Consider the following 21280-nt stretch of genomic DNA (forward strand, 5'->3'; position numbering starts at 1 on the left):
ACCCAGCGCCAACGACCGGCGCTGACCTGAGCCGCCGACCGGACGAGGAGCCCGACGTGACCGAGGTGCCTACGCAGACCCCCCTGCTGCAGGGGAGTCGCTGCACGAGCTGCGAGAACGTGGCGTACCCGGTGGCCCGCGGCTGCCAGCGCTGCGGCGCCGAGGCGATGACGACCATCGACCTCGGCCGCCGCGGCACGGTCTGGGGCTTCACGGTCCAGCGCTTCGCCCCCAAGTCGCCGCCGTACGTGCCGCCCGCGGACGGGTTCGTCCCGTTCGCGGTCGGCTACGTCGAGCTGCCCGAGGGCGTCAAGGTCGAGGCGGTCCTCGACTGCGACGACCCGATCAACCTCGAGGACCACGCCGAGGTCGAGCTCGTCGCGAGCCGACCCGTGCCGCGGTTCGTCCGCGTCGTCCCCCAGGAGTCCTGATGTCCGACGTCTCGATCATCGGGGCCGGTCTGTCCCCGTTCGGCCGCCAGCCCGGAATCACCGGACGCGACATGGCCCTCACGGCGATCCGCACCGCGCTCGCCGACGCCCGGCTGGCCTGGGAGGACGTGCAGGTCGCCTTCGGCGGCAGCGACGGTGCCGGCCTGGCCGACACGCTCGTCGCCGACCTCGGTCTGACGGGCATCCCCTTCACCAACGTCAAGAACGGCTGCGCGACCGGCGGCAGCGCCCTGGTCTCCGCGATCAACGCGATCCGCTCCGGGCAGGCCGAGGTCGCCCTCGCGGTCGGCTTCGACAAGCACCCGCGCGGTGCCTTCGACCCGCGCCCGGAGGACTGGGGCCTGGACGCCGGCTTCGGCGAGGCGGGCCTCATGGTCACCACTCAGTTCTTCGGCATCAAGATCGCGCGCTACATGCGCGAGCACGGCATCACCGACCGCACGCTCGCCCGCGTGGCCGCCAAGGCCTACCGCAACGGCGTGCTGAACCCCAACGCCTGGCGCCGCGAGGCGATCGACGAGGACACGATCCTCGCGGCCGACATGGTCAACGACCCGCTCACGCGCTTCATGTTCTGCTCGCCCGGCGAGGGCGGCGCAGCCGTCATCGTCGCGAGCGAGGCCGTGGCTCGTGAAGCAGGTCGCCGCCCGGTGCGGCTGCTCTCCGTCGCCGCGCGCACGCGTCGCTTCGGCTCGTTCGAGGTCTTCGCCCCGGCGATCCAGGGCACGGGCGTGCCGTCGAGCGTGAGTGCCGACGCCGCTGCAGCGGCCTTCGCCACGGCCGGGGTGCGCCCCGACGAGATCGACGTCGCCCAGCTGCAGGACACCGAGAGCGGCGCCGAGGTCATGCACCTCGCCGAGTGCGGGTTCGTCGAGCACGGTGCCCAGGAGGAGCTCATCGCCGCGGGCGAGACCGAGATCGGTGGCCGCCTCCCGGTCAACACCGACGGCGGGTGCATCGCCAACGGCGAGCCCATCGGCGCGTCCGGCCTGCGCCAGGTCCACGAGGTCGTGACGCAGCTCCGCGGCGAGGCCGGGGACCGGCAGGTCCCGGGCGGCCCGCGCCTCGGCTTCACCCACGTCTACGGTGCGCCCGGCATCAGCGCCTGCACCGTCCTGGGGGTCTGAGATGACGGGAGTGCTGTCGCTGGACGACTTCGTGACCGAGGCGCGCGCCTGGCTCGCGACCGTGGCGAAGCCCCGCACCGAGACGGTCTGGGGCGAGGGCGACGACTCCGTGGCGGTCTTCGAGAACTGGACCGAAGACGAGGAACGCGCCGAGACGGACCGCATCCGCGCCTACGAGCAGGCCAAGTTCGACGCCGGCTTCGGCCCGATCACGTGGCCGGCCGAGCACGGCGGCCGCGGCCTGCCGACGGCCCACCTCCTGGCGTTCCGCCGGGTCGAGGCCGAGTTCGACGTCCCGCGCCGCACCGAGATGTTCCCGGTCACGCAGCAGCTCATCGCCCCGACGGTCGCTCAGTGGGGCACGCCGGAGCAGAAGGACCAGTACGTCCGCGCGATGCTGCGGACCGACCTGATCGCCTGCCAGCTCTTCTCCGAGACCGAGGCCGGCTCCGACCTGGCTGCCGTGCGGACCAAGGCGACTCGCCGTGAGGACGGCCGGTGGGTGCTCGACGGGCACAAGGTCTGGACCTCGGGCGCCCGCATCGCCGATCTCGGCGTGGCCGTGACCCGGACCGAGCCGGGCTCGGTCAAGCACGCGGGACTCACGGTCTTCCTCGTGCCGATGGGCGCCGAGGGCGTCACGGTGCGACCGATCCGCCAGATGACCGGCGGCAGCTCGTTCAACGAGGTGTACCTCGACGGCGTGGTCCTGGACGACGCCTACCGTCTCGGGCCGGAGGGGGCCGGTTGGAAGGTCGCGCTCACGGTGCTCGCCTCGGAGCGGCTCGACTCGGGCAACCTCGGCCTGGAGAACGCCGACCACGCTGTGGAGCTGGCCCGCAACCTGGGCCGCCCGCTCGGCGAGCTCGAGCGGGACCGCGTCGCGGACCTCGTGACGCGCAGCTACGTGCAGCGCCTCACGGGCATGCGCGTCGCCGCGGCCGTCGTCGCCGGGGAGGACCCCGGTCCGGAGGCCTCGCTGGGCAAGCTGCTCGCGACCGACACGATGGCCCGCACGTCCGAGGTCGCTCGCGAGCTCCTCGGCCCGACCCTCACGACCCGCACCGGCGGCTGGGGCACCTGGGCCTGGACCGAGCACGTCCTCGGCGCACCCGGCTACCGCATCGCCGGCGGCACCGACGAGATCCAGCACAACATCGTCGCCGAGCGGGTCCTCGGCCTTCCGCGGGAGCCCAGGGCATGAGTGAGCGCAGCGAGCGAACGACGAGGGTCGTCTCGTGCCGCCGTCGACCTACCGTGTTCTTCCTTGAGGTGGCGGCGGCATGAGTGATGCGACCGACGACCTCCCGTACGAGGCGGAGCTCGGGCCGCGCGTCGCTGCGGGCCTGCGCGCCGCGCTCGGCGAACAGACCCGCGTGGGCGAGCTCGTCGTGCTCCCGGGCGGCCACTCGGGTCTGACGTACCGCGTCGCCGTCGACGACCGCGAGGTCGTGGTCAAGGCCGTGCCGCGCGGACAGCGCTCGGTCGGCCGCCACGACATGCTCAAGCAGGCCCGCATCATGGCGGCGCTCGCCGGCACGGACGTCCCCGTGCCCGCCGTGGTCGCGGTCGACGAGGTGGAGCCCGCGTGGTTCGCCGTCGAGTTCGTGAAGGGCGAGTCGCTGGAGCCGGTCCTGGACGACCCGGAGGTCGATCCCGACCTGGCCGCGGCCCGCATGCGTCGCGCCGCCGAGATCCTGCCCCGCCTGCACGCCGTGCCGGTCGACGCCCTGCCCGCCGGCGCCGAGACGCTCTCGCCCGCCGAGGAGCTCGCCCGCTGGTCGCGCACGATGGGGGCGGTTCCGCCCGAGCTCGTGCCCGGCGCGGAGGACCTGCGCTCGGCGCTCGAGGCGTCGGTGCCGGACGCGTCGGAGCCGACGCTCGTGCACGGTGACTACCGGCTCGGCAACATCATGTCCGACGGCGTCGACCCGCTCGCGGTCATCGACTGGGAGATCTGGAGCATCGGCGACCCACGGGTCGAGCTCGGCTGGTTCCTGGTCTTCGCCGACGGCGCGAACTTCCCCGGTGTGGGCCGCGAGGTGCCCGGTCTGCCGACCGAGGACGAGCTGCTCGCGCTGTACGCGGCGGGTGGACCCCTGCCTGTGGAGATGGCCTGGTTCAACGCGCTGGGCCGCTACAAGATGGCCGCGATCATGGGCCACAACCTGCGTCGGCACCGTGAGGGACGCCACGAGGACCCGGACCAGGAACGCCTGCCCGAGACCATCATCCGCCTGATCACCTCAGGACTCGCGCGGCTCGGCTGAGCCCCGCCCGACGAAGGAGAGACATGGACTTCGCCCTGTCGCCCCGCACCGAGAAGCTGCGGATCGAGCTCGAGGCCTTCATGGACGAGCACGTCTACCCGGCCGAGGCCGTCTACGACGCCCAGATCGCCGCGAACGAGAACCCGCACGAGCAGCCGCAGGTCATGCGCGACCTGCAGGCGATCGCGCGTGAGCGGGGGCTGTGGAACCTCTTCATGACCCACGGCGACCGTGGCGCCGGGCTGACCAACCTCGAGTACGCGTCGCTGGCCGAGGTCGTCGGGCGCTCGATGATCGGCAACGAGGCCATCAACTGCTCCGCGCCGGACACCGGCAACATGGAGATCCTGGCGATGTTCGGCACACCCGAGCAGCAGGCGCAGTGGCTGGACCCGCTGCTCGACTGCCAGATCCGGTCGGCCTTCGCGATGACGGAGCCCGACGTCGCGAGCTCGGACGCCACCAACATCACCTCGACCATCACGCGCGACGGCGACGAGTACGTCCTCAACGGCCGCAAGTGGTACACCTCGGGCATCCTCGACCCGGACTGCAAGCTCATCATCTTCATGGGCAAGTCCGACCCCGACGGCCCCACGTACCGGCAGCAGAGCATGATCCTGGTCCCGGCCGACGCCCCCGGCATCGAGGTGCTGCGCGACCTGCCGATGTTCGGCTTCAAGGACCGCCTCGGTCACGGTGAGGTGCAGTTCACGGACGTGCGCGTGCCCGTCACGAACATGCTGGGCGAGGAGGGCGGGGGATTCGCGATCGCCCAGGGTCGCCTCGGCCCCGGCCGCATGCACTACGCGATGCGCGCGATCGGCTTCGCCGAGCGAGCGCTGCAGCTGCTGTGCGAGCGCGCGGCCACCCGCGTCGCGTTCGGCGAGCCGCTCGCCAAGCGCGGCGTGGTGCGCGAGGCGATCGCGCGCAGCCGGATGGAGATCGACCAGATCCGCCTGCTGACGCTGCGCGCCTCGTGGCTCATGGACACGCAGGGCAACCACGCCGCCCGCTCCGACGTCGCCGCGATCAAGGTCGCCGCGATGGAGGTCGCGCACGACGTCGTGAACCGCGCCGTGCAGGTGCACGGCGCGGCGGGTGTCAGCGACGACACCGTGCTCGCGCGCCTCTTCGCGATCACGCGCGCGCTGCAGATCGCCGACGGTCCCACGGAGGTCCACCTGCGCACGATGGCCCGTCTCGAGATGAAGAAGTACGAGGTGAGGGCATGAGCCAGGAGCTGACCGGCAAGGTCGCGCTGGTCACGGGCGCGACCCGCGGACTGGGCCGGGCCATCGCGCACGCGCTGGCCGCCGAGGGCGCCACGGTCGTCGTCTCGAGCCGCAAGCTCGAGCAGTGCGTCGAGGTCGCCGACGCGATCACGGCCGAGACCGGGGCCGAGACGATGCCGCTCGCGCTGCACGTCGGCCGCTGGGACGACATCGACGGCGCGGTCGACGCGATCTACGAGCGCTTCGGGCGCCTGGACGTCGTGGTCAACAACGCCGGCATCGCGCCGCTTGCGCCCTCGCTGATGGAGGTTTCCGAGGGCCTGTTCGACAAGACCGTCGAGGTCAACCTCAAGGGCCCGTTCCGCCTCATGGTCGTGGCGGGCGCGCGGATGGCCGAGGCCGGATCCGGCTCGATCATCAACATCTCCAGCATCGGTGCCGTGCGCCCGAGTCCGGCCGAGGCGATGTACGCCGGGGCCAAGAACGGGCTCAACGCCGTGACCCAGGCCGTGGCGCAGGAGTATGCGCCGCACGTGCGCGTCAACGTGATCATGCCGGGCGCGTTCGCGACCGACATGGCCGAGGACTGGGACGAGGACTTCCTCCACCTGGTGACCCGGGGCCTGCCCGCGGGCCGCCTCGGTCGCCCCGACGAGCTGACCGGCATGGTGGTGCACCTGGCGAGCGACCGCTCGACCTACACGACCGGTGCCTTGATCGCGGTCGACGGCGGCCGGACGGCGGTGTACTGAGGTGAGTGTGCGCGACAGCTTCGACCTGACCGGACGGACGGCGATCGTCACCGGGGCCTCCTCCGGCCTCGGTGAGGGCTTCGCGCGCACGCTGGCCGAGGCCGGCGCGACCGTCTACGCCGCGGCCCGACGGGTCGACCGGCTCGAGGCGCTCGCGGACGAGGTGCGCGGCGTCGTCCCCGTCGTCTGCGACGTCACCGATGCCGACGCTCGGGCCCGACTCGTCGAGCGGGCCTCGGCCACGGGCCCGATCGACGTGCTGGTCAACAACGCCGGCCGGCCCGGCCCGCCGGACGCGCTGACCGAGACGAGCGAGGAGTTCGACGGTCTGATCGAGCTCAACCTCGCCGCCGGGTTCCACCTGGCCGTCGCGGTCGTCTCGTCCCTCCCGGAGGGACACCGCGCCTCGGTCGTCAACGTCGCCTCGGTCATCGGTCTGGTCTCGACCGCGCCGATCGGGGGAGCCGGGTACGCCGCCTCCAAGGCCGGCACGCTGGGCCTGACCCGCGAGCTCGCGGGGCAGTGGGGCCGGCGCGGGGTGCGGGTCAACGCGCTCGTCCCGGGGTGGTTCGACACCGAGATGACCGACGGCCTGTTCACGAACGAGAAGTCGGCCACCTGGGTGCGTCGCAACACGATGCTCAACCGGGGCGGGACGGCTGGCGAGGTCGACGCGCCTCTGCTGTTCCTGGCCTCGGACGCCTCGTCGTACATGACCGGCCAGGCGCTCGTGGTCGACGGCGGGTGGACGGCCCGATGAGCGGCACGATGCTGGCCGTCGTGCTCGAGGCCTGGGGCACCGAACCGGTGCTGCGCGAGCTCTCCGTGCCCGAGCCGCCGCCGGGTGGGGTGCTGCTGCAGGTCACCGCTGCGGGCATGTGCCACTCCGACCTCCACGTCGCCGACGCTCCCGCGGGACGGCTGCCGTTCGAGCCGCCGTTCGTGCTGGGGCACGAGGTCGCCGGCACCGTCGTCGCGACCGGCGCCGGCGTCGACCCGGCCTGGGAGGGGCGGCCCGTCGTCGTCCACGGGGTGTGGGGCTGCGGCGACTGCCGCCGCTGCCGACAGGGGCGGGAGAACTACTGCCTGCTGCGCGGCGCGCGGATCGGGTGCGGGCTCGGGTTCGACGGGGGGCTGGCCGAGTACATGGTCGTCCCCGCGACCCGGCACCTCGTCCCTGCGGACGGCCTCGACCCCGTGCTCGCGGCTCCGCTCACCGACGCGGCCCTGACGGCGTTCCACGCCACCGCGCCCTACCTGGCCGACCTCGACGCGGAGTCGCGCGTGCTCGTGGTGGGCGCGGGCGGCCTCGGCCACTTCGCGGTGCAGCTCCTCGCGCCGACTCCCGCGACGGTGGTCGTGGTCGACCCCAAGACGGAGGCGCGCGACCTCGCGGCGAGCCTCGGGGCGGACTCGGTCCTGCCCGACCTGGACGCTGCGGTCGCCGGGGCTCAGGACCCGGAGCAGCGCTTCGACCTCGTGCTCGACTTCGTGGGAGCGACCCCGACCATGACCGGTGCTCTCGACGTGCTCGCCCACGGTGGCGACGCGGTGGTGGTCGGCGGCGCGGGTGGGGAGCTGATGGTCGGCAAGCTGCTCGGGTTCCCGCACGGCTGGTCGGTGGCGGCTCCGTTCTGGGGCTCCCACCGCGACCTCCAGGCCGTCGTGGACCTCGCGCGCCGTGGTTCGCTGCACGCCCACACCCAGACCTTCGCACTGACGGACACGCTCGACGCCTACGCCCGCCTGCGGGCCGGCGAGATCAGCGGCCGAGCCGTCGTGGTGCCGACACCGGCCGGCGCCACTGCCGGCGCCTGACCAGGAACCAAGGAGACAACGACGATGCGACTGCTCGCCCAGGAGTTCGAGGCCCGCGCGGCGGACCGTCCGTGGGAGGAGGCCGTCATCGATGCCGACGGCACCCACTCGACCGGTGCGATCTGGTCGGCTGCCGTCGAGCTCGCGCACACGATCGGTGGTCTCGTCGACGGTGCTCCGACCGTCGTGGTGCAGGCCGACAACTCGTGGCGCACGCTCGTCACGGCGCTCGCGGTCGGCCGCCTCGGCGGTTTCGTCACGGTCCTGAGCGGTCATGCGACCGAGCAGGAGATCGACCTCGCGCTCGAGGACGTCGAGCCGGAGGTGGTCCTCGCCTCACCGCACGCCCTCGGGACCTGGCGCCTCGCGAGCAAGGGGTTCACGGCCGAGGTGACGGTGCTGGACGGCTGGACCGTCGTGGCGCGGCCCGGCACGACCCGCGGCGTCGAGCGCTGGAACGGCGGCGCCGCGATCGCGATGACGTCCGGCTCGACGGGGCGGCCCAAGTGCGTGGTCCAGTCCGAGGAGGCGATCCGCTTCGCCGGCCAGGCCACGATCACGGCCGTCGGGCTCGAGCCCGGCGACCGGGTCGGTGCGTTCGTGCCGCTGTCGTCCGTCGCCGCGTTCTGCTTCGGCCTGTACCTCCCGGCGATGCTCGGCGGAGTCATGGTCTGCCTGCCCCGCTGGGATCCGGCCCAGGCGCTCGCCCTGATCCGGGAGCGCCAGGTGCGCTGGACGATGCTCGTGCCGACGATGGCCCTGCAGTTCGCCCTCGTGGACGACGCCGAGGGCGGTCTCGCCTCGATGCGCGCGATGACGGTCGGCGGTGGTCCGATGGACGCTGGGGCCCTCGGCCGCGCGGAGCAGCTGCTCGGCACGAAGATCCTGCGGGTCTTCGGCATGTCGGAGTGCCTCGGCCACACGACGCCGCTGCCGTCCGACCCGCCCGAGATCCGTCTCGGTCGTGACGGTCGTCCGTTCCCCGGCATCGAGGTCCGGGTCGTCGGCGAGGACGGCGCGCCGCTGCCGGTCGGCGCGCTGGGTCGTGCGCAGGTCAAGGGACCGTCGCTGTTCACCGGGTACGCCCGCGGTGGCGCTCCGACGCCACCGGACCTGACCCCCGACGGCTACCTCGTGACCGGCGACCTCGCGCGCCTCAACGAGGACGGCACGATCAGCATCACGGGCCGCGAGAAGCAGATCATCATCCGCGGCGGTCGCAACATCGACGTCAACGAGGTCGAGGCCGCGGTGGCGGCCGTCCCCGACGTCGTGCAGGTGTGCGTGGTGCCGGTCCCGGACGAGATCCTGGGCGAGCGGGCAGCTGCGCTCGTGGTCTCGACCGACCCGGGGCTGGATCTGGCGCGGGTCAAGGCGCAGCTCGCTCAGGACGGCGTGCCGAAGCACCAGTGGCCCGAGTTCGTGTTCGCCGTGCCGAGCCTCCCGCAGAACCGCGTCGGAAAGCTGGCGCGCAACGATGCGATCCGGCTCGCCGAGGACCTGGCACGGACTTCGGGCTCGACCGCCCTGAACTGACGTCAGGTCGACTACGATGTCGGGAAATCGCAGGTGAGGGGAATCATGGCGCGACAGGTGACGACGACCGAGGGTCCGCGATCCAAGCGGGGGCTCATCCTCAGCGCGGCCATCGAGAGCTTCGGCGACGACGGCTTCGAGCTCACCAAGTGGGCCTCCGTGGCCGACAAGGTCGGCATCGGACAGACCGCGCTCTACCACTACTTCGAGTCCAAGGTGCACTGCCTGCTGACGATCATGAGCACCGAGCTGGAGCGCTCGATCGCCCTGTTCGAGGAGGCGGTCGCCGACCAGGAGTCGCCGGCCGACGAGCTGCGGGCCGCCGTGCGCGCGGCCTACGACGTCGGTCCGCGGGAGGTCCTGCAGATGCACATCCTGCAGAGCCACATGGACCTGCTGGCCACCCCGCGCCAGTCCGAGCGCGAGGAGGCGGAGCGTCAGCACGCCCGCGAGCTCGTGCGGGGTGTCGAGGAGCGCTGGACGAGCCTGGTCGAGCGGGGCATGGCCTCGGGCGACTTCGCCCGGCGCGACCCCGTGCAGACCAGTCGCATGCTCCTGGCCATGGTCGTCAGCGTCTGGCGCTGGTACCGCCACGGCGGCCCCACCTCGCTCGAGGACATCCGCGACTTCGTCTCGGCGTCCGCCCTGCGCGTCGTGGCCTGACCTCGTTCTCGCGGGTGCCCCCGGCACCCGTTCGTCCTGCTTAACCGAACCGAACTCAGATTGGTAGGTCCGATGTACAACCTGATCCTGATGGCCTCGCGGCCCGACGACTGGACGCACGAGCAGTTCATCACCTGGTGGCGTGGCGAGCACGCCGACCAGACCTACGGCCTCCCGGGTCTGCGCCGCTGGCTCCACACCGACGTCCAGGGCGCGTTCGAGGAGCGCTCGGAGGGCTGGGACGGCGTCTCGATCCTGAGCTTCGACGACAAGGCCGCGCTCGATGCCGCGCTGGCGAGCGAGGAGTGGGCCGCTGCGGTCAAGCACGTCGGTCGCATGCGTGGCAGTCGCATCGCGGTGACCGGCGAGGAGATGGTCATGGTCGGATGACCGCCCCTGACGCCTGGTGGGGCGATCTCGGGTGCCACCAGGCGGCGCGAGGCGTGCACCGCATCCCGCTCACGATGCCGAACGACGGGCTGCGCGCCGTCAACGTCTACGCGATCGAGGTCGCGGACGGGCTGGTGCTGGTCGACGGCGGCTGGGCCGTCGACTCGGCGTTCGAGGAGCTGCGCGCGGCCCTCGCCCGGATCGATCGCACGCCGCGGGAGATCTCCGACGTCTACGTGACCCACGTGCACCGCGATCACTACACGTTCGCGGTGCGCCTGCGGGAGCGCTACGGCACCCGGGTGCACCTCGGCGCTCCCGAGGCGCCGGGGCTGGCCGCCGTGCGACGGCTCGCGAGCAACGTGCCGGCCAGCTCCCTGCGCGAGCTCGCGCGCTCCGGCGCCGCCGACCTCGGCGCGCGCGTCGAGGCGGCGACGGCGCCGCTGCCGTTCGACACGGGTGACTGGAGCGACCCCGACGGCTGGGTCGAGCCGGGGCCGATCGACCTGGGCGGTCGGGTGCTCGAGGCCGTCGCGACGCCAGGGCACACCAAGGGGCACGTGGTCTACCACGACCTGGAGCACGGTCTCCTGTTCTCCGGCGACCACGTGCTGCCGACCATCACGCCGTCGATCGGCTTCGAGCTGGGTCCGTGGGACCTTCCGCTCAAGCACTTCCTGACCTCGCTGGAGCTGCTGCTCGGCCGGCCGGACGCGCGTCTCCTCCCGGCCCACGGGTACCCGACCGACAGCGTCCACGAGCGCGTGCGAGCGCTGCTCGAGCACCACCGCGCGCGGTTCGACGAGGTGCAGGCCGCCGTGCGCGAGGCGGGCGGTCGCGCGTCGGCGCTGGAGGTCGCCCAACGGCTCCGGTGGACGCGACGCCTGACGCCGTTCCAGGACCTCGACGACTTCAACTCGATGATCGCGGTGTGCGAGACGATCGCCCACCTCGACGTGCTGGTCGACCGCGACGAGCTGGACTCCGGGCTCACCGGCGGCGTCGAGATCTTCCGCGCCTGACGCGAGTCCGAGGGTCTTGGCGGAACGTGTGATCCACGCTACATTGACATGAATTCAGTTTGTTAGCGCGAGCACGGACCAGGAGGCGGCGGTGCCGAACGCCTTTCCCGCCCTGACGTCGCGGTGGTTCCGCTTCATGCTGCTCCTGCAGCTGGGCAACGCGCTGGGCGTGTGGTCGCAGGTCGTCGCCGGCCAGTGGGTGCTGGTCGAGGGCGGGTCCTCGGCGCTCGTGGTCTCGCTCGTGCCCGCGGCCGTCAGCCTGCCCTTCGTGCTCCTGGCCGTGCCGATGGGATCGGTCGTCTCCCATCGGCGTCGCGAGCACCTGATGGCCACGGCGATGACGGCGTCCGCCCTCGCCAGCGGCGGGGTCGCCGTGCTCCTCCGCCTCGACGGCGGCGGGCCCGTGGTGCTGGTGGCCTCCACGGCCGTCGTCGGCGTAGCACTCGTCGTGATCGGCATCAGCTGGCAGACCATGCTCCCCGAGACGGTCGAGCGGACCCACATCTCCTCGGCCACCGTGCTGGACGGAGCCATCTTCAACGCGGCGCGTGCCCTCGGGCCCGTCCTGGCCGGCGTCGGGCTCGTCGCAGTGGGGCCGCAGTGGGTCTTCACGCTCAACGCGGCTCTCTTCGGTGGAGCGGCCGTCGCCGTGCTGGTCAGTGGTCGCCGGTGGCCGAGCCAGGTCGGCACGCGCGAGCCGCTGTGGCGCTCGATGCGTTCGGGCCTGTGGTTCGTCCGCCACTCGCCGTGGACCCGGCGCATCCTGTTCCGGATGGCGGCGTTCGGCATCCCCGCGGCGAGCCTGTGGGCCCTGCTCCCCGTCGTCGTCCACGACCGCCTGCAGCTGACCTCGGTCGGACTCGGCGTCGCGACCGGCATGCTCGGTCTCGGTGCCGTGGTCGGCACGGTCGTGATCGCCCCCCTGCGCGACCGGCTCACGGTCAACGTGTTCGTGGCCGGCGGGTCGGCGGTCTACGGGATCGCGCTGCTGGTGCTCGCCTCGTCCACCTGGCCGCCGCTGGTGATCGCCGCGATGGTGCCGGCCGGCATGGCGTGGGTCGGGGTCCAGAGCACGTGGATGATGCTCGCGAACCAGGCGCTGCCCGGCTGGATCAGGCCGCGTGTCATCGCGCTGATGCTCTGCGTGTTCCAGGGGACGCAGGCCATCGGGGCGATCGCGTGGGGGGTGCTGGCCGACTGGATCAGCCCGTCGGGCTCGCTCGCCGTCGCGGCCGGGTGCCTCGCGCTGACCGTGCTCGGGTTCCGTCGCCGCGGGCTGCCGCCCGTCGACGGGCTCACTCCCGACCCGGCGAACCGTGCCGGTCCCGCGCTCGTCGACATCGAGGGACCCGTGCAGGTCGAGCACTCGTACGTCGTGGCCAAGGAGAACCGAGAGGCCTTCGTCGCGGCGGCGCGCGACCTGCGGATGTCCCGGCTCCGGCTCGGCGCGCAGGCATGGGTGCTGCTCAACGACCCCGCGTCACCCGAGCTCTACGTGGAGCGGTTCCGGTTGGCGGTCGCCGCCGACCTCGCCGCCCACGGGGGCGAGCGGCTGACGGTGCCGGAGGACCGCGTGCGCCGCCGGCTCGAGGACCTGGCCGAGGTGGTCTCGGCCGCTCAGGTGCTGTCCGTCGTCGATGTCGGCACGAACCCCCGCACGACCGCGGCGCGGCCGTGGACCACGAGGACGCCGTGAGGCGCCGAGACGAAGGAGACGCAGGATGACGCAGCACGTGACCGACCGGTTCGCCGGACAGGTGGCCGTGGTGGTCGGGGCAGGCTCCGGGATCGGCGCCGCCGTCGCCCGTCGGGTCGCCGCCGAGGGTGCGACGACGGTCGTCGTCGACGTGGTCGCCGAGAACGTGGCCTCCGTCGCGGACTCGATCGGCGGCGCCTCGGGACACGCGGTCGACGTCGCGGACCCGGCAGCGGTCGAGGCCCTGTTCGACGCGGTCGTCGCGCAGCACGGGCGGGTCGACGTCGTGGTCAACACCGCAGGCGTGGACGACCCGGTGGCCAAGGACAGCATCCGCGCGGCGGGCGAGAGCGGACAGCCGGTCGACGTCCTGCGCGAGCTCGACGACGCCCGCTGGCGCCGGGTCATGGCGATCAACCTCGACGGCACCTTCCACGTGGTGCGGGCCGCGGCCCGACGCATGGTGCCGCAGGGCTCCGGCAGCATCGTGCTGATCGGGTCGTCGGCCGCCTTCGATACGCTCGTCGGCTACCCGCACTACGCCGCCTCGAAGGCGGGCGTGCACGCCCTGGCGCAGGCGGCGGCCAAGGAGCTCGCGCCGCACGGCATCCGGGTCAACGTGGTGGCCCCGGGCCCGGTGGACACCCCGATGGCGGGACGCACCCCCGCGTCGGTGCGCGAGGCGATGGCGGCCTCCGGCGCCGTGGGCTACGCCAGCCCGGAGGAGCTCGCCGACAACATCCTGTACCTCGCGTCGCCGGGGGCGTCCAACGTCATCGGCGCCGTGCTGCTCAGCAACGGTGGAAGGTTCACGGTCTGATGGTCGACAGCCACGCCTGGCAGGTCCGCCAGTACCCCGACCCCCACGTGACCGAGGACTGCTTCGAGCTCATCCCCGTGGCGCTTCCCGACCCGGGCCCTGGGCAGGTGCTGGTGCGCAACACGTGGACCTCGGTCGACCCGGGCCTGCGCCTGCGGCTGCGACCGGACGCGCCCTCGGGCTACTTCGCGGCGTTCCCGCTCGGGCGGCCGATGGACGGCATCTTCACGGTCGGCGAGATCGAGCACAGCGACGACCCGGACTTCGGTGTCGGCACGACCGTGTGGCACTCCCAAGGCTGGCGGACGCACTCCGTGGTCGATGTCGCGGAGGAGGCCATGAACGGCGTGGCGCGGCTGCGCGCCCTCGACGTCAGCGCGATGACGCCGCAGTCGTACCTCGGTCCACTGGGCGCCATGGGGCTCACGGCCTACGCGGGCCTGCACGTCGTCGACGGACTCTCGGGCGGCGAGACGATCTGGGTCTCAGCAGCGGCCGGTGCGGTGGGCTCGCTCGTCTGCCAGGTCGCGAAGCTGCTGGGCCACCGGGTCGTCGCCAGTGCCGGCACCGACGACAAGGTGCGGTGGCTGCTCGACGACCTCGGGGTCGACGCGGCGTTCAGCTGGCGCGACGGACCGGTCGTGGAGTCGCTGCGGCGCGCCGCCCCGGACGGCATCGACCTCTACTTCGACGGCGTCGGTGGCGACCATCTCGAGGCTGCGCTGGAGGTCGCCAACCCGTTCGCGCGCATCGCACTCTGCGGCGCGATCTCCGACTACGAGCGCGAGCCGACCGGTCCGCGCAACCTCTTCCTCGCCACGTCGAAGAACCTCACGCTCCGCGGCTTCCGTGGCAGCGCGCACGTGTCGCTGCTCGACGAGATGCAGACGAGGCTGGGGGCGTGGCTCGCCGACGGAAGCCTGCAGTCGCGCGAGGCCGTCTTCGACGGGCTCGCCTCCGCGCCCACCGCGCTGGCGGACATGCTGGCGGGGCGCACGGTGGGCAAGACGATCGTCCGACTCTGAGTGCTGGACCACCGACATGAACTGAACTAAGGTCGGTTGGGTGACTGACTCGATCCTGACCCGCTACTACGGCCACGTCGACGCGGGCGACGACGCCGGCGCGCTGGCGCTCGTGGCCGATGACGCCGCGCTGTCGATGACGATCTTCGACTCGACCACGCAGGGCGAGGGCAAGCAGGCCTTCGTCGACTACCTGGCCGGGCGGGGAGCCGTCTCGCGCACGCACGAGGTGGCCCGGGTGCAGGTCGACGGCGACGTGGAGTTCGTGGCCGGTGCGGTCGTGAACGAGGACGACAGCGTGCCGGGCTACTTCCTGGCGGCCGCCACCGTGCGCGACGGCCTGATCGTGCGCTACCAGGTCATCATGGACGCGACCTTCCAGCTCGCGCCTCGCCCCGGCCTCTGACGCGGCCGGGCGCCGGTCAGCGGGCGGTGTACCCGCCGTCGGCGTAGACCTCGGAGCCCGTCATGAAGCTCGACTCCTCGCTGGCCATGAAGGCCACGACCGCGGCGATCTCGGCGGCCGTGCCGAGCCGGCCCATCGGGGTGTGCGCGAGCATGGACTGGTGACGCTCGGACCCTTCGTGACGCTCGAGCAGCTGGCGGGTGCCGATGAACCCCGGGTGCACCGAGTTCACCCGGACCCCGCGCTCGGCCCAGTGCAGCGCGGCGTTCTTGGTCAGCGTGCGGACCGCGCCCTTGGCCGCGTGATAGGCCGCGCTGTTGCCGAAGCCGCCGACGGTGCCGAGGATCGAGCTGATGTTGACGATCGACCCGCCGCCGGCAGCCTCGATGACGGGTCCGACGTGCTTCATGCCGAGCCACACTCCGGTGACGTCGATGTCCATGACCCGATTCCAGTGCTCGACGTTCTCGTCCTCGACCGTCGCGAGGCTGCCGATGCCGGCGTTGTTGACGAGGGCGTGCACCGTGCCGGCCTCGGCGACGACGCGGGTCCAGGCGTTCTCGTCCGCGACGTCCAGCGCGAGCGCGACGTGGTCGCCCTCGGGGAGCTCGGCGACGAGCTCGCGGCACGACGTGGCGTCGACGTCGGTGACGACGAGGCGGGCGCCCTCCGCGGCGAGCCGGCGGCAGATCTCGTCACCGAGGCCTCCCGTGGAACCCGTGACGAGGACGGTGCGGTGGGCGAAGCGCATGGAGGACCTCCGGGTTCGGACGCGTCTTGTCGCATCGGCTCGACCATCGTAGGGTAACTGAAATGAACTCAATTCGTGAGGACCACCATGAGGTCCGGCTCGTCCGGCACCCGGACGGCGGTCTGCGCGAGTCCGACCTGGAGGTCGTCGGCGCTCCGATGCCGGTGATGCGACCCGGGTGCGTGCTGGTGCGCACGACCCACCTCTCGATCGACGCGGCCGTCCGTCTGCGTCTCGACCCGGTGTCACCGCCCGGCTACCTGCCGGCGTTCGCACCGGGCGACGTCCTGGCGGGCCTCGCGGTCGGGGTCGTGGTCGAGTCCGACGCCGCCGGGTTCGCCCCCGGCGACGTGGTCCAGCACGCCCAGGGCTACCGCACGTTCGCCGTGGTCGACCCGTCCGACGCCGCGCTCGGCGGCGCTGGCTCGCTCACCCTCCTGGACCCCGCGCTCGCCCCGCCCGAGGTCCACCTCGGACTCCTCGGCGGGACCGGCCTCACGGCGTGGGCCGGTCTGCACGCCGTCGCCGCGATCCGACCCGACGACACGGTCTGGGTCTCGGCCGCCGCCGGCGCCGTCGGCAGCGTCGCGGCTCAGCTCGCTCGTCTGCACGGCTGCCGGGTGATCGGCAGTGCCGGTGGCCCCGAGAAGGCGGCCCACCTGGTCGACCGGCTGGGACTCGCTGCCGGGGTCGACCGCCGCGGAGACCTCGCCGCCGCGATGGCCGCGGCGGCACCTGACGGCATCGACGTGTACTTCGACAACGTCGGCGGCGACCACCTGCGGGTCGCGCTGGACCTGATGCGCCCCTTCGGCCGGATCGCCTTGTGTGGCGCGATCGACGGCTACGACGACGGCGCCGCCGCGACGCCCGACAACCTGTTCCTCGCGACGTCGAAGAACCTCACGCTGCGAGGGTTCCGGGCCGGCGCGTTCGCCGACCGGTTCGACGAGGCGCGCGCCGAGCTCGCTGCCCTCTGGCGCTCCGGCGACCTGGAGCTCGAGCTCGCGGTGCACCACGGGCTGGACGCCGCACCGCGGGCGATCGTCGACCTGCTGGCCGGTCGCAACACCGGCAAGTGCGTCGTGACCCTCGACGCCTGACCCCTTCCCCTCCCAGGAGACCTCCATGACGCAGGACCTCGTCGCGCGCACGCGCGACTTCATCGCCGAGCACGTGATCCCGGTCGAGGAGGAGTTCCGCGGCGACGTCACCGCCGCGGGCGGCGACGCCGCGCGCATCCGGCTGCAGGCGCTGGCACGGGACGCCGGAGTCTTCGCGCCGCACGTGCCGGTGGAGCTCGGTGGCCACGGGCTCGGGATGGTGGACCGTGCCCCGGTCTTCGAGGAGGCGGGGTACTCGGTGCTCGGGCCCGTCGCCCTCCACATCGGCGCGCCCGACGAGGGCAACGTGCACCTCCTGAACGAGGTGGCGACGGCCGAGCAGCGCCTCAGGTTCCTCGAGCCGCTGGCGCGCGGCGACGTGCGCTCCGGGTTCGCGATGACCGAGCCCGCGCCCGGAGCCGGCTCGGACCCCGCGGCCCTGCGCACCGAGGCGCGTCAGGTCGAGGGTGGGTGGGTCGTCAACGGCGAGAAGAAGTTCATCACGGGTGCGGACGGTGCCGGCTTCTTCATCGTCATGGCCCGCACCCCCGGCGGAGCCACGATGTTCCTGACCGACGCCGACGCCGAGGGCGTCGAGGTGGGTCGTCACGTCCCCACGATGGATCGCTCCATGGTGGGCGGGCACTGCGAGATGACGTTCCGCGACGTCTTCGTGCCCGACGCCGGCGTGCTCGGGGCGGTCGACGAGGGTTTCCGCTACGCGCAGGTGCGGCTCGGTCCGGCGCGGATGACGCACGTGATGCGGTGGCTCGGCGCTGCGCGGCGCGCCCATGAGGTCGCGGTCCGGTACGCCGCCGGGCGGGAGGCCTTCGGCACGACGCTGAGCGAGCTCGGCATGGCGCAGCAGGCCATCGCGGACAACGAGATCGACCTCGAGGCCTCGCGGGCGCTGCTGATGCGTGCCTGCACCCTGCTCGACGCGGGGGAACGCGCGTCGCGCGAGACGTCGATCGCCAAGACGTTCGCCGCGGAGGCGATCGACCGCGTCGTCGACCGGTCGATGCAGCTGTGCGGCGGCATGGGGGTCAGCGACGACCTGCCGATCGCCTGGATCGCTCGCGAGGTGCGGCCGTTCCGGGTCTACGACGGGCCGTCCGAGGTGCACCGGTGGTCCATCGCCCGCCGCGCGGTCCGCCGCATCACAGCTGGCTGACGGGCGCGTCGGCCAGCCCGGTCCCCGCCGCGGTGCCGAGACAGGCGCGGCCGCCGGTGAGTACGCTCCGCAGATGAAGCTGGCTGCTCTCGGCGCCGTCACCGTCGTGATCGGCCTGTGGCTGGGGATCGCCGGCCTGATCGGCACCGGCCTGTACTGGGTCCTGCTGGGCCCGCTCGTGCGCCGGCACCGCGCCCGTCTTCTGGCAGCGGTGTCGGCCGGAGACGGGGCGACGCCGGCCGTGGACGGACGCACCTTCGCGCACGGGTCGCTGATCTGGGCCCTCATCGGCGTGCCGTCCCTGGTGGTCGGCACCCTCCAGATCGGCATCGCTGCGGAGGACGAGAGCTGGAGGTGGCTGCCGATCGCGATCGGCGGCACGGCGACGGCCATCGGACTCGTCGCCGGTGTGCTCTACCTGCTCGGCAGTGCGGCACGTGCGGGCACGAGCGGGGGCGGCGCGGCGAAGACGCCGGCGACCATCTGGATCCGAGCGGTCCGCGAGACCGGCACGTTCATCAACGAGCGGCCGCGCCTGGAGTTCGAGCTGCAGGTCGAGCCGGACGCGTCAACCGCGATGGAACCCTACGGCGTCACGAAGAAGGCGACCGTCCCGTTCACGGCCATCGGCGCGCTCCGCGTGGGCGACGGGTTCCGCGCCCTCGTCGTCGGCCCGCAGGACCCGACCGCGATGGAGATCCTGTGGTCCGAGCCCGTGAGCACCCCTGGCGCCGGTGGTGCAGAGGGCGTGACGGCGCGACTGGCGACGCTCGACGAGCTCCGGGCAACCGGCGCGGTCGACGACCAGGAGTACGCCGAGCAGCGCAGGCGGATCCTCGACTCGCTGTGACCCCGCTGACCTCCGGTCAGCAGACGCCGGCGAGGTCCTCGGCGGCGGCGTCGTACTCCGCCTGGGCAGACTGCACGACCTGCTCGTCGACGGTCGTCCCGTCGGCGGCGGCCTCGGCCTGGGTGCGCAGCTCGTCGACGGCGTCCGAGGCCCGGGCGACCAGGTCGCGCACCTCGCCGCTGAGTCCCTGCTCGGCGATGCCGAGCGCCTCGCCGGCGGCGGCCAGCTCGGTCCGGACCGACTGCGGGTCGGCGTCGATGCGCGCGGTCACGTCGTCGACGAGGGTGCGGCCCTGGTCGATCGCGGGCTGTGCGAGCTCGCAGGCCACGCGGGACCCGGCGTCCGACGCCGCGTCGCTCGCGGCGTCCTCGACCGCGGAGCACGCGCCGAGCGCGAGGACGGGGAGCAGCAGGAGAAGCGGCAGTCGGCGGGTCATGCTGGTGATCGTGCCAGCCCGTCACAAGCGCTACGGTCATCACTGACTGTGCCGTGACCGGCGACCGAACCCGAGGAGCCCCCATGAGCGAGAGCCTGCGTCTGGCGAACCTGGACTACGATGTGGCCGACCACGTCGCGACAGTGCGGTTCAACCGGCCCGAGAAGCGCAACACCTTCACCAAGCAGATGGCGCTCGACATCGTGCAGGCGATCGCCGCCGCCGATGCCGACGACGACGTGCGGGTCGTGGTCGTCGCCGGGAGCGGGGGGCACTTCTGCGCGGGCGCCGACCTGGAGGCCGCGATGTCGGGCGAGCTCGGCGGCACCGACGAGTTCGCCGAGGCGGCCGGTGACATCACCGGGGTCGAGCGCGACTCCGGCGGCTACGCGGCCCTCGCGATCGCGGCGTCGCTCAAGCCCGTCATCGCCGCGGTCTCGGGGTCGGCCGTCGGCATCGGTGCGACGCTGACCCTGCCGATGGACGTACGCGTCGTGGGGGAGTCGGCGCGCTACGGCTTCGTGTTCAACCGCCGGGCCCTCGTGCCCGAGGCGGCGTCCACCTGGTTCCTGCCGCGCGTCGTCGCGCCGGGCAAGGCGCTCGAGTGGGTCCTCACCGGTCGGCTCGTGGGCTCGGCCGAGGCACTGGCCTCCGGGCTCGCGAACCACGTGGTCGCCGACGACGAGGTCGAGACGAAGGCGTTCGAGATCGCCCGCGAGATCGCGGAGAACACCTCGCCCGTCTCCGTCTCGCTGTCGCGTCAGATGCTGTGGCGCGGCCTCGAGGTCGACTCCCCGTGGCACGCGCACGCGGCCGAGTCGCGCGCCCTGGCCGAGCGGTTCCAGAGCACCGACCTCGTCGAGGGCATCACGTCGTTCTTCGAGAAGCGCACGCCGAGCTTCCCGATGGGCGTGCCCTCGCAGCTGCCCGACACCGTCGAGCGCCCGGCGCAGCGCCCCTCGGACGTCTGATCCTCAGCCTGTCGCGGCGTCCTCCGGTCGGTGGGCACCGAGGACGGGCCCGAGTCCACGGGCCGTGACGACCCCCGCGACGCACTCGGCGACGAGCAGCCCGACCAGCACGAGGACCTGCACGAACGCGGCCTCGGCCGGGGTCGCTCCGCCGAGCAGCAGGCCGACGAACGCGCCGGGCAGCGTGACGAGCCCGGCGCTGCGCGTCTGGTCCACCGGCGGCGCGAGGGCTGCCCCGATGGCGGTCCTGCCGTACGGGGCGACGGCCTGTGCCGGCGTCGCGCCGAGCGACAACCACGCCTCGACCTGGTCCCATCCGGAGCGGACGTCGTCGCGCAGGCGGGCGCCCGTCAGTGACGAGCCGATCATCGCGCCGCCGACGATCTGTGCCGCGAACGGCACGAGCGCCTCGGGCGTCGTCTCGAGCGCGCCCGACAGCCACACCGGCACCACCGTGACGACGGCGCCGGCGGCGATCGCAGTCCCGATGACCGGCACCGTCGCGCGCCCGCAGGCGACGCGGCGGGTCGCCGTCGCCGTGGCCGCGACCAGCATCACGACGACGTAGACGACGATCCCCTCGGGGTGTCGGAACACCCACGCGATGACGAGCGCGACGACGGCCAGCTGCGCTCCCGCACGCGCCGTGGCGACCAGTGCGTCACGGCGGATCCGCACCCCGGCGACCGTGAGCACGACGACGAGGATCACCAGCAGCACCGCGATCGCCGCGACCACGCGCCACGGGTCGAGGGACGTCATCCCAGCAGTGTCGCCCATCGG

General features: G+C 72.8%; 23 protein-coding genes. 20 read left to right on the forward strand and 3 right to left on the reverse strand.

Annotated features, from left to right (window positions below):
• The first annotated feature begins 56 nt into the window (after window positions 1-56).
• The 16 genes from ABD127_RS00680 (at window position 57) to ABD127_RS00755 (ending at window position 15212) form a co-directional block, all read left to right on the forward strand.
• Window positions 57-431, forward strand: a complete 375-nt coding sequence (locus ABD127_RS00680) for a Zn-ribbon domain-containing OB-fold protein (protein ID WP_344196645.1) — start codon at window positions 57-59, stop codon at window positions 429-431.
• Complete coding sequence (locus ABD127_RS00685) at window positions 431-1579, forward strand: thiolase family protein (protein ID WP_344196647.1); 1149 nt, start codon at window positions 431-433, stop codon at window positions 1577-1579. The genes ABD127_RS00680 and ABD127_RS00685 overlap by 1 nt, the downstream gene beginning before the upstream one ends.
• Window position 1580: 1 nt before the next feature.
• Window positions 1581-2783 carry an acyl-CoA dehydrogenase family protein gene (locus ABD127_RS00690; RefSeq protein ID WP_344196649.1) on the forward strand — a complete coding sequence of 401 codons (1203 nt, stop codon included), beginning with the start codon at window positions 1581-1583 and terminating at the stop codon, window positions 2781-2783.
• A 79-nt stretch (window positions 2784-2862) separates the two neighbouring features.
• Window positions 2863-3849 (forward strand): phosphotransferase family protein, encoded by a 987-nt coding sequence (locus tag ABD127_RS00695; protein ID WP_344196651.1) that lies wholly within the window; start codon window positions 2863-2865, stop codon window positions 3847-3849.
• A gap of 23 nt (window positions 3850-3872) precedes the next feature.
• The gene (locus tag ABD127_RS00700; RefSeq protein ID WP_344196653.1) at window positions 3873-5084 is read left to right on the forward strand and encodes an acyl-CoA dehydrogenase family protein; all 1212 of its coding nucleotides are present in this window, start codon (window positions 3873-3875) and stop codon (window positions 5082-5084) included.
• Window positions 5081-5836, forward strand: a complete 756-nt coding sequence (locus ABD127_RS00705) for an SDR family NAD(P)-dependent oxidoreductase (RefSeq protein WP_344196655.1) — start codon at window positions 5081-5083, stop codon at window positions 5834-5836. Before ABD127_RS00700 ends, ABD127_RS00705 begins: the two co-directional genes overlap by 4 nt.
• 7 nt (window positions 5837-5843) lie before the next feature.
• A complete protein-coding gene (locus ABD127_RS00710) occupies window positions 5844-6596 on the forward strand; it encodes an SDR family NAD(P)-dependent oxidoreductase (RefSeq protein WP_344196657.1) in 753 nt (250 codons plus the stop codon).
• A complete protein-coding gene (locus ABD127_RS00715) occupies window positions 6593-7654 on the forward strand; it encodes an NAD(P)-dependent alcohol dehydrogenase (RefSeq protein ID WP_344196659.1) in 1062 nt (353 codons plus the stop codon). Before ABD127_RS00710 ends, ABD127_RS00715 begins: the two co-directional genes overlap by 4 nt.
• A 24-nt stretch (window positions 7655-7678) precedes the next feature.
• On the forward strand, window positions 7679-9190 hold the full coding sequence (locus ABD127_RS00720) for a class I adenylate-forming enzyme family protein (RefSeq protein ID WP_344196661.1): 1512 nt from the start codon (window positions 7679-7681) through the stop codon (window positions 9188-9190).
• A gap of 45 nt (window positions 9191-9235) precedes the next feature.
• The gene (locus ABD127_RS00725; protein ID WP_344196663.1) at window positions 9236-9853 is read left to right on the forward strand and encodes a TetR/AcrR family transcriptional regulator; all 618 of its coding nucleotides are present in this window, start codon (window positions 9236-9238) and stop codon (window positions 9851-9853) included.
• 72 nt (window positions 9854-9925) lie between these two features.
• Complete coding sequence (locus tag ABD127_RS00730; protein ID WP_344196665.1) at window positions 9926-10243, forward strand: EthD family reductase; 318 nt, start codon at window positions 9926-9928, stop codon at window positions 10241-10243.
• Window positions 10240-11265 carry an MBL fold metallo-hydrolase gene (locus tag ABD127_RS00735; protein ID WP_344196667.1) on the forward strand — a complete coding sequence of 342 codons (1026 nt, stop codon included), beginning with the start codon at window positions 10240-10242 and terminating at the stop codon, window positions 11263-11265. Before ABD127_RS00730 ends, ABD127_RS00735 begins: the two co-directional genes overlap by 4 nt.
• A gap of 91 nt (window positions 11266-11356) precedes the next feature.
• Entirely contained in the window at window positions 11357-12961 is a 1605-nt protein-coding gene (locus ABD127_RS00740) for an MFS transporter (RefSeq protein ID WP_344196669.1), read from the forward strand.
• Between the two features lie 25 nt (window positions 12962-12986).
• A complete protein-coding gene (locus tag ABD127_RS00745; protein ID WP_344196671.1) occupies window positions 12987-13781 on the forward strand; it encodes an SDR family NAD(P)-dependent oxidoreductase in 795 nt (264 codons plus the stop codon).
• Window positions 13781-14806: an NADP-dependent oxidoreductase gene (locus ABD127_RS00750; RefSeq protein WP_344196673.1), complete on the forward strand. Its 1026-nt coding sequence runs from the start codon at window positions 13781-13783 to the stop codon at window positions 14804-14806. Before ABD127_RS00745 ends, ABD127_RS00750 begins: the two co-directional genes overlap by 1 nt.
• Window positions 14807-14846: 40 nt before the next feature.
• Entirely contained in the window at window positions 14847-15212 is a 366-nt protein-coding gene (locus ABD127_RS00755; protein ID WP_344196675.1) for a nuclear transport factor 2 family protein, read from the forward strand.
• A 16-nt stretch (window positions 15213-15228) separates the two neighbouring features.
• Here ABD127_RS00755 and ABD127_RS00760 read toward each other — a convergent pair whose 3' ends face one another.
• On the reverse strand, window positions 15229-15963 hold the full coding sequence (locus ABD127_RS00760; RefSeq protein WP_344196677.1) for an SDR family NAD(P)-dependent oxidoreductase: 735 nt from the start codon (window positions 15961-15963) through the stop codon (window positions 15229-15231).
• Window positions 15964-16025: 62 nt separating this feature from the next.
• On the opposite strand from ABD127_RS00760, the gene ABD127_RS00765 reads away from it, so the two are divergent.
• The 3 genes from ABD127_RS00765 to ABD127_RS00775 all read left to right on the forward strand — a co-directional run bounded on the left by ABD127_RS00765 (window position 16026) and on the right by ABD127_RS00775 (window position 19090).
• Complete coding sequence (locus ABD127_RS00765) at window positions 16026-17066, forward strand: zinc-binding dehydrogenase (protein ID WP_344196679.1); 1041 nt, start codon at window positions 16026-16028, stop codon at window positions 17064-17066.
• Window positions 17067-17091: 25 nt separating this feature from the next.
• Window positions 17092-18240: an acyl-CoA dehydrogenase family protein gene (locus ABD127_RS00770; RefSeq protein ID WP_344196681.1), complete on the forward strand. Its 1149-nt coding sequence runs from the start codon at window positions 17092-17094 to the stop codon at window positions 18238-18240.
• A gap of 73 nt (window positions 18241-18313) precedes the next feature.
• A complete protein-coding gene (locus ABD127_RS00775) occupies window positions 18314-19090 on the forward strand; it encodes an SHOCT domain-containing protein (protein ID WP_344196683.1) in 777 nt (258 codons plus the stop codon).
• Between the two features lie 16 nt (window positions 19091-19106).
• On the opposite strand, the gene ABD127_RS00780 is transcribed toward ABD127_RS00775, so the two are convergent.
• Window positions 19107-19526, reverse strand: coding sequence for a hypothetical protein (locus ABD127_RS00780; protein WP_344196685.1), 420 nt, complete (start codon window positions 19524-19526; stop codon window positions 19107-19109).
• A gap of 83 nt (window positions 19527-19609) precedes the next feature.
• Between ABD127_RS00780 and ABD127_RS00785 the strand changes: the two genes are divergently transcribed.
• Window positions 19610-20497, forward strand: a complete 888-nt coding sequence (locus tag ABD127_RS00785) for an enoyl-CoA hydratase-related protein (protein ID WP_344196687.1) — start codon at window positions 19610-19612, stop codon at window positions 20495-20497.
• Between the two features lie 3 nt (window positions 20498-20500).
• Here ABD127_RS00785 and ABD127_RS00790 read toward each other — a convergent pair whose 3' ends face one another.
• On the reverse strand, window positions 20501-21259 hold the full coding sequence (locus tag ABD127_RS00790; RefSeq protein WP_344196689.1) for an ABC transporter permease: 759 nt from the start codon (window positions 21257-21259) through the stop codon (window positions 20501-20503).
• Window positions 21260-21280 lie beyond the last annotated feature (21 nt).

The sequence above is a fragment of the Aeromicrobium alkaliterrae genome, assembly GCF_039529015.1.
GTDB lineage: Bacteria > Actinomycetota > Actinomycetes > Propionibacteriales > Nocardioidaceae > Aeromicrobium > Aeromicrobium alkaliterrae.

Excerpts from the sequence above, each read along its gene's own strand:
- ABD127_RS00685 (WP_344196647.1), top strand. The coding sequence starts at position 431 with ATGTCCGACGTCTCGATCATCGGGGCCGGTCTGTCCCCGTTCGGCCGC.
- ABD127_RS00690 (WP_344196649.1), top strand. The coding sequence starts at position 1,581 with ATGACGGGAGTGCTGTCGCTGGACGACTTCGTGACCGAGGCGCGCGCC.
- ABD127_RS00695 (WP_344196651.1), top strand. The coding sequence starts at position 2,863 with ATGAGTGATGCGACCGACGACCTCCCGTACGAGGCGGAGCTCGGGCCG.
- ABD127_RS00700 (WP_344196653.1), top strand. The coding sequence starts at position 3,873 with ATGGACTTCGCCCTGTCGCCCCGCACCGAGAAGCTGCGGATCGAGCTC.
- ABD127_RS00705 (WP_344196655.1), top strand. The coding sequence starts at position 5,081 with ATGAGCCAGGAGCTGACCGGCAAGGTCGCGCTGGTCACGGGCGCGACC.
- ABD127_RS00715 (WP_344196659.1), top strand. The coding sequence starts at position 6,593 with ATGAGCGGCACGATGCTGGCCGTCGTGCTCGAGGCCTGGGGCACCGAA.
- ABD127_RS00720 (WP_344196661.1), top strand. The coding sequence starts at position 7,679 with ATGCGACTGCTCGCCCAGGAGTTCGAGGCCCGCGCGGCGGACCGTCCG.
- ABD127_RS00725 (WP_344196663.1), top strand. The coding sequence starts at position 9,236 with ATGGCGCGACAGGTGACGACGACCGAGGGTCCGCGATCCAAGCGGGGG.
- ABD127_RS00730 (WP_344196665.1), top strand. The coding sequence starts at position 9,926 with ATGTACAACCTGATCCTGATGGCCTCGCGGCCCGACGACTGGACGCAC.
- ABD127_RS00735 (WP_344196667.1), top strand. The coding sequence starts at position 10,240 with ATGACCGCCCCTGACGCCTGGTGGGGCGATCTCGGGTGCCACCAGGCG.
- ABD127_RS00745 (WP_344196671.1), top strand. The coding sequence starts at position 12,987 with ATGACGCAGCACGTGACCGACCGGTTCGCCGGACAGGTGGCCGTGGTG.
- ABD127_RS00750 (WP_344196673.1), top strand. The coding sequence starts at position 13,781 with ATGGTCGACAGCCACGCCTGGCAGGTCCGCCAGTACCCCGACCCCCAC.
- ABD127_RS00760 (WP_344196677.1), bottom strand. The coding sequence starts at position 15,963 with ATGCGCTTCGCCCACCGCACCGTCCTCGTCACGGGTTCCACGGGAGGC.
- ABD127_RS00765 (WP_344196679.1), top strand. The coding sequence starts at position 16,026 with ATGAACTCAATTCGTGAGGACCACCATGAGGTCCGGCTCGTCCGGCAC.
- ABD127_RS00770 (WP_344196681.1), top strand. The coding sequence starts at position 17,092 with ATGACGCAGGACCTCGTCGCGCGCACGCGCGACTTCATCGCCGAGCAC.
- ABD127_RS00775 (WP_344196683.1), top strand. The coding sequence starts at position 18,314 with ATGAAGCTGGCTGCTCTCGGCGCCGTCACCGTCGTGATCGGCCTGTGG.
- ABD127_RS00780 (WP_344196685.1), bottom strand. The coding sequence starts at position 19,526 with ATGACCCGCCGACTGCCGCTTCTCCTGCTGCTCCCCGTCCTCGCGCTC.
- ABD127_RS00785 (WP_344196687.1), top strand. The coding sequence starts at position 19,610 with ATGAGCGAGAGCCTGCGTCTGGCGAACCTGGACTACGATGTGGCCGAC.
- ABD127_RS00790 (WP_344196689.1), bottom strand. The coding sequence starts at position 21,259 with ATGACGTCCCTCGACCCGTGGCGCGTGGTCGCGGCGATCGCGGTGCTG.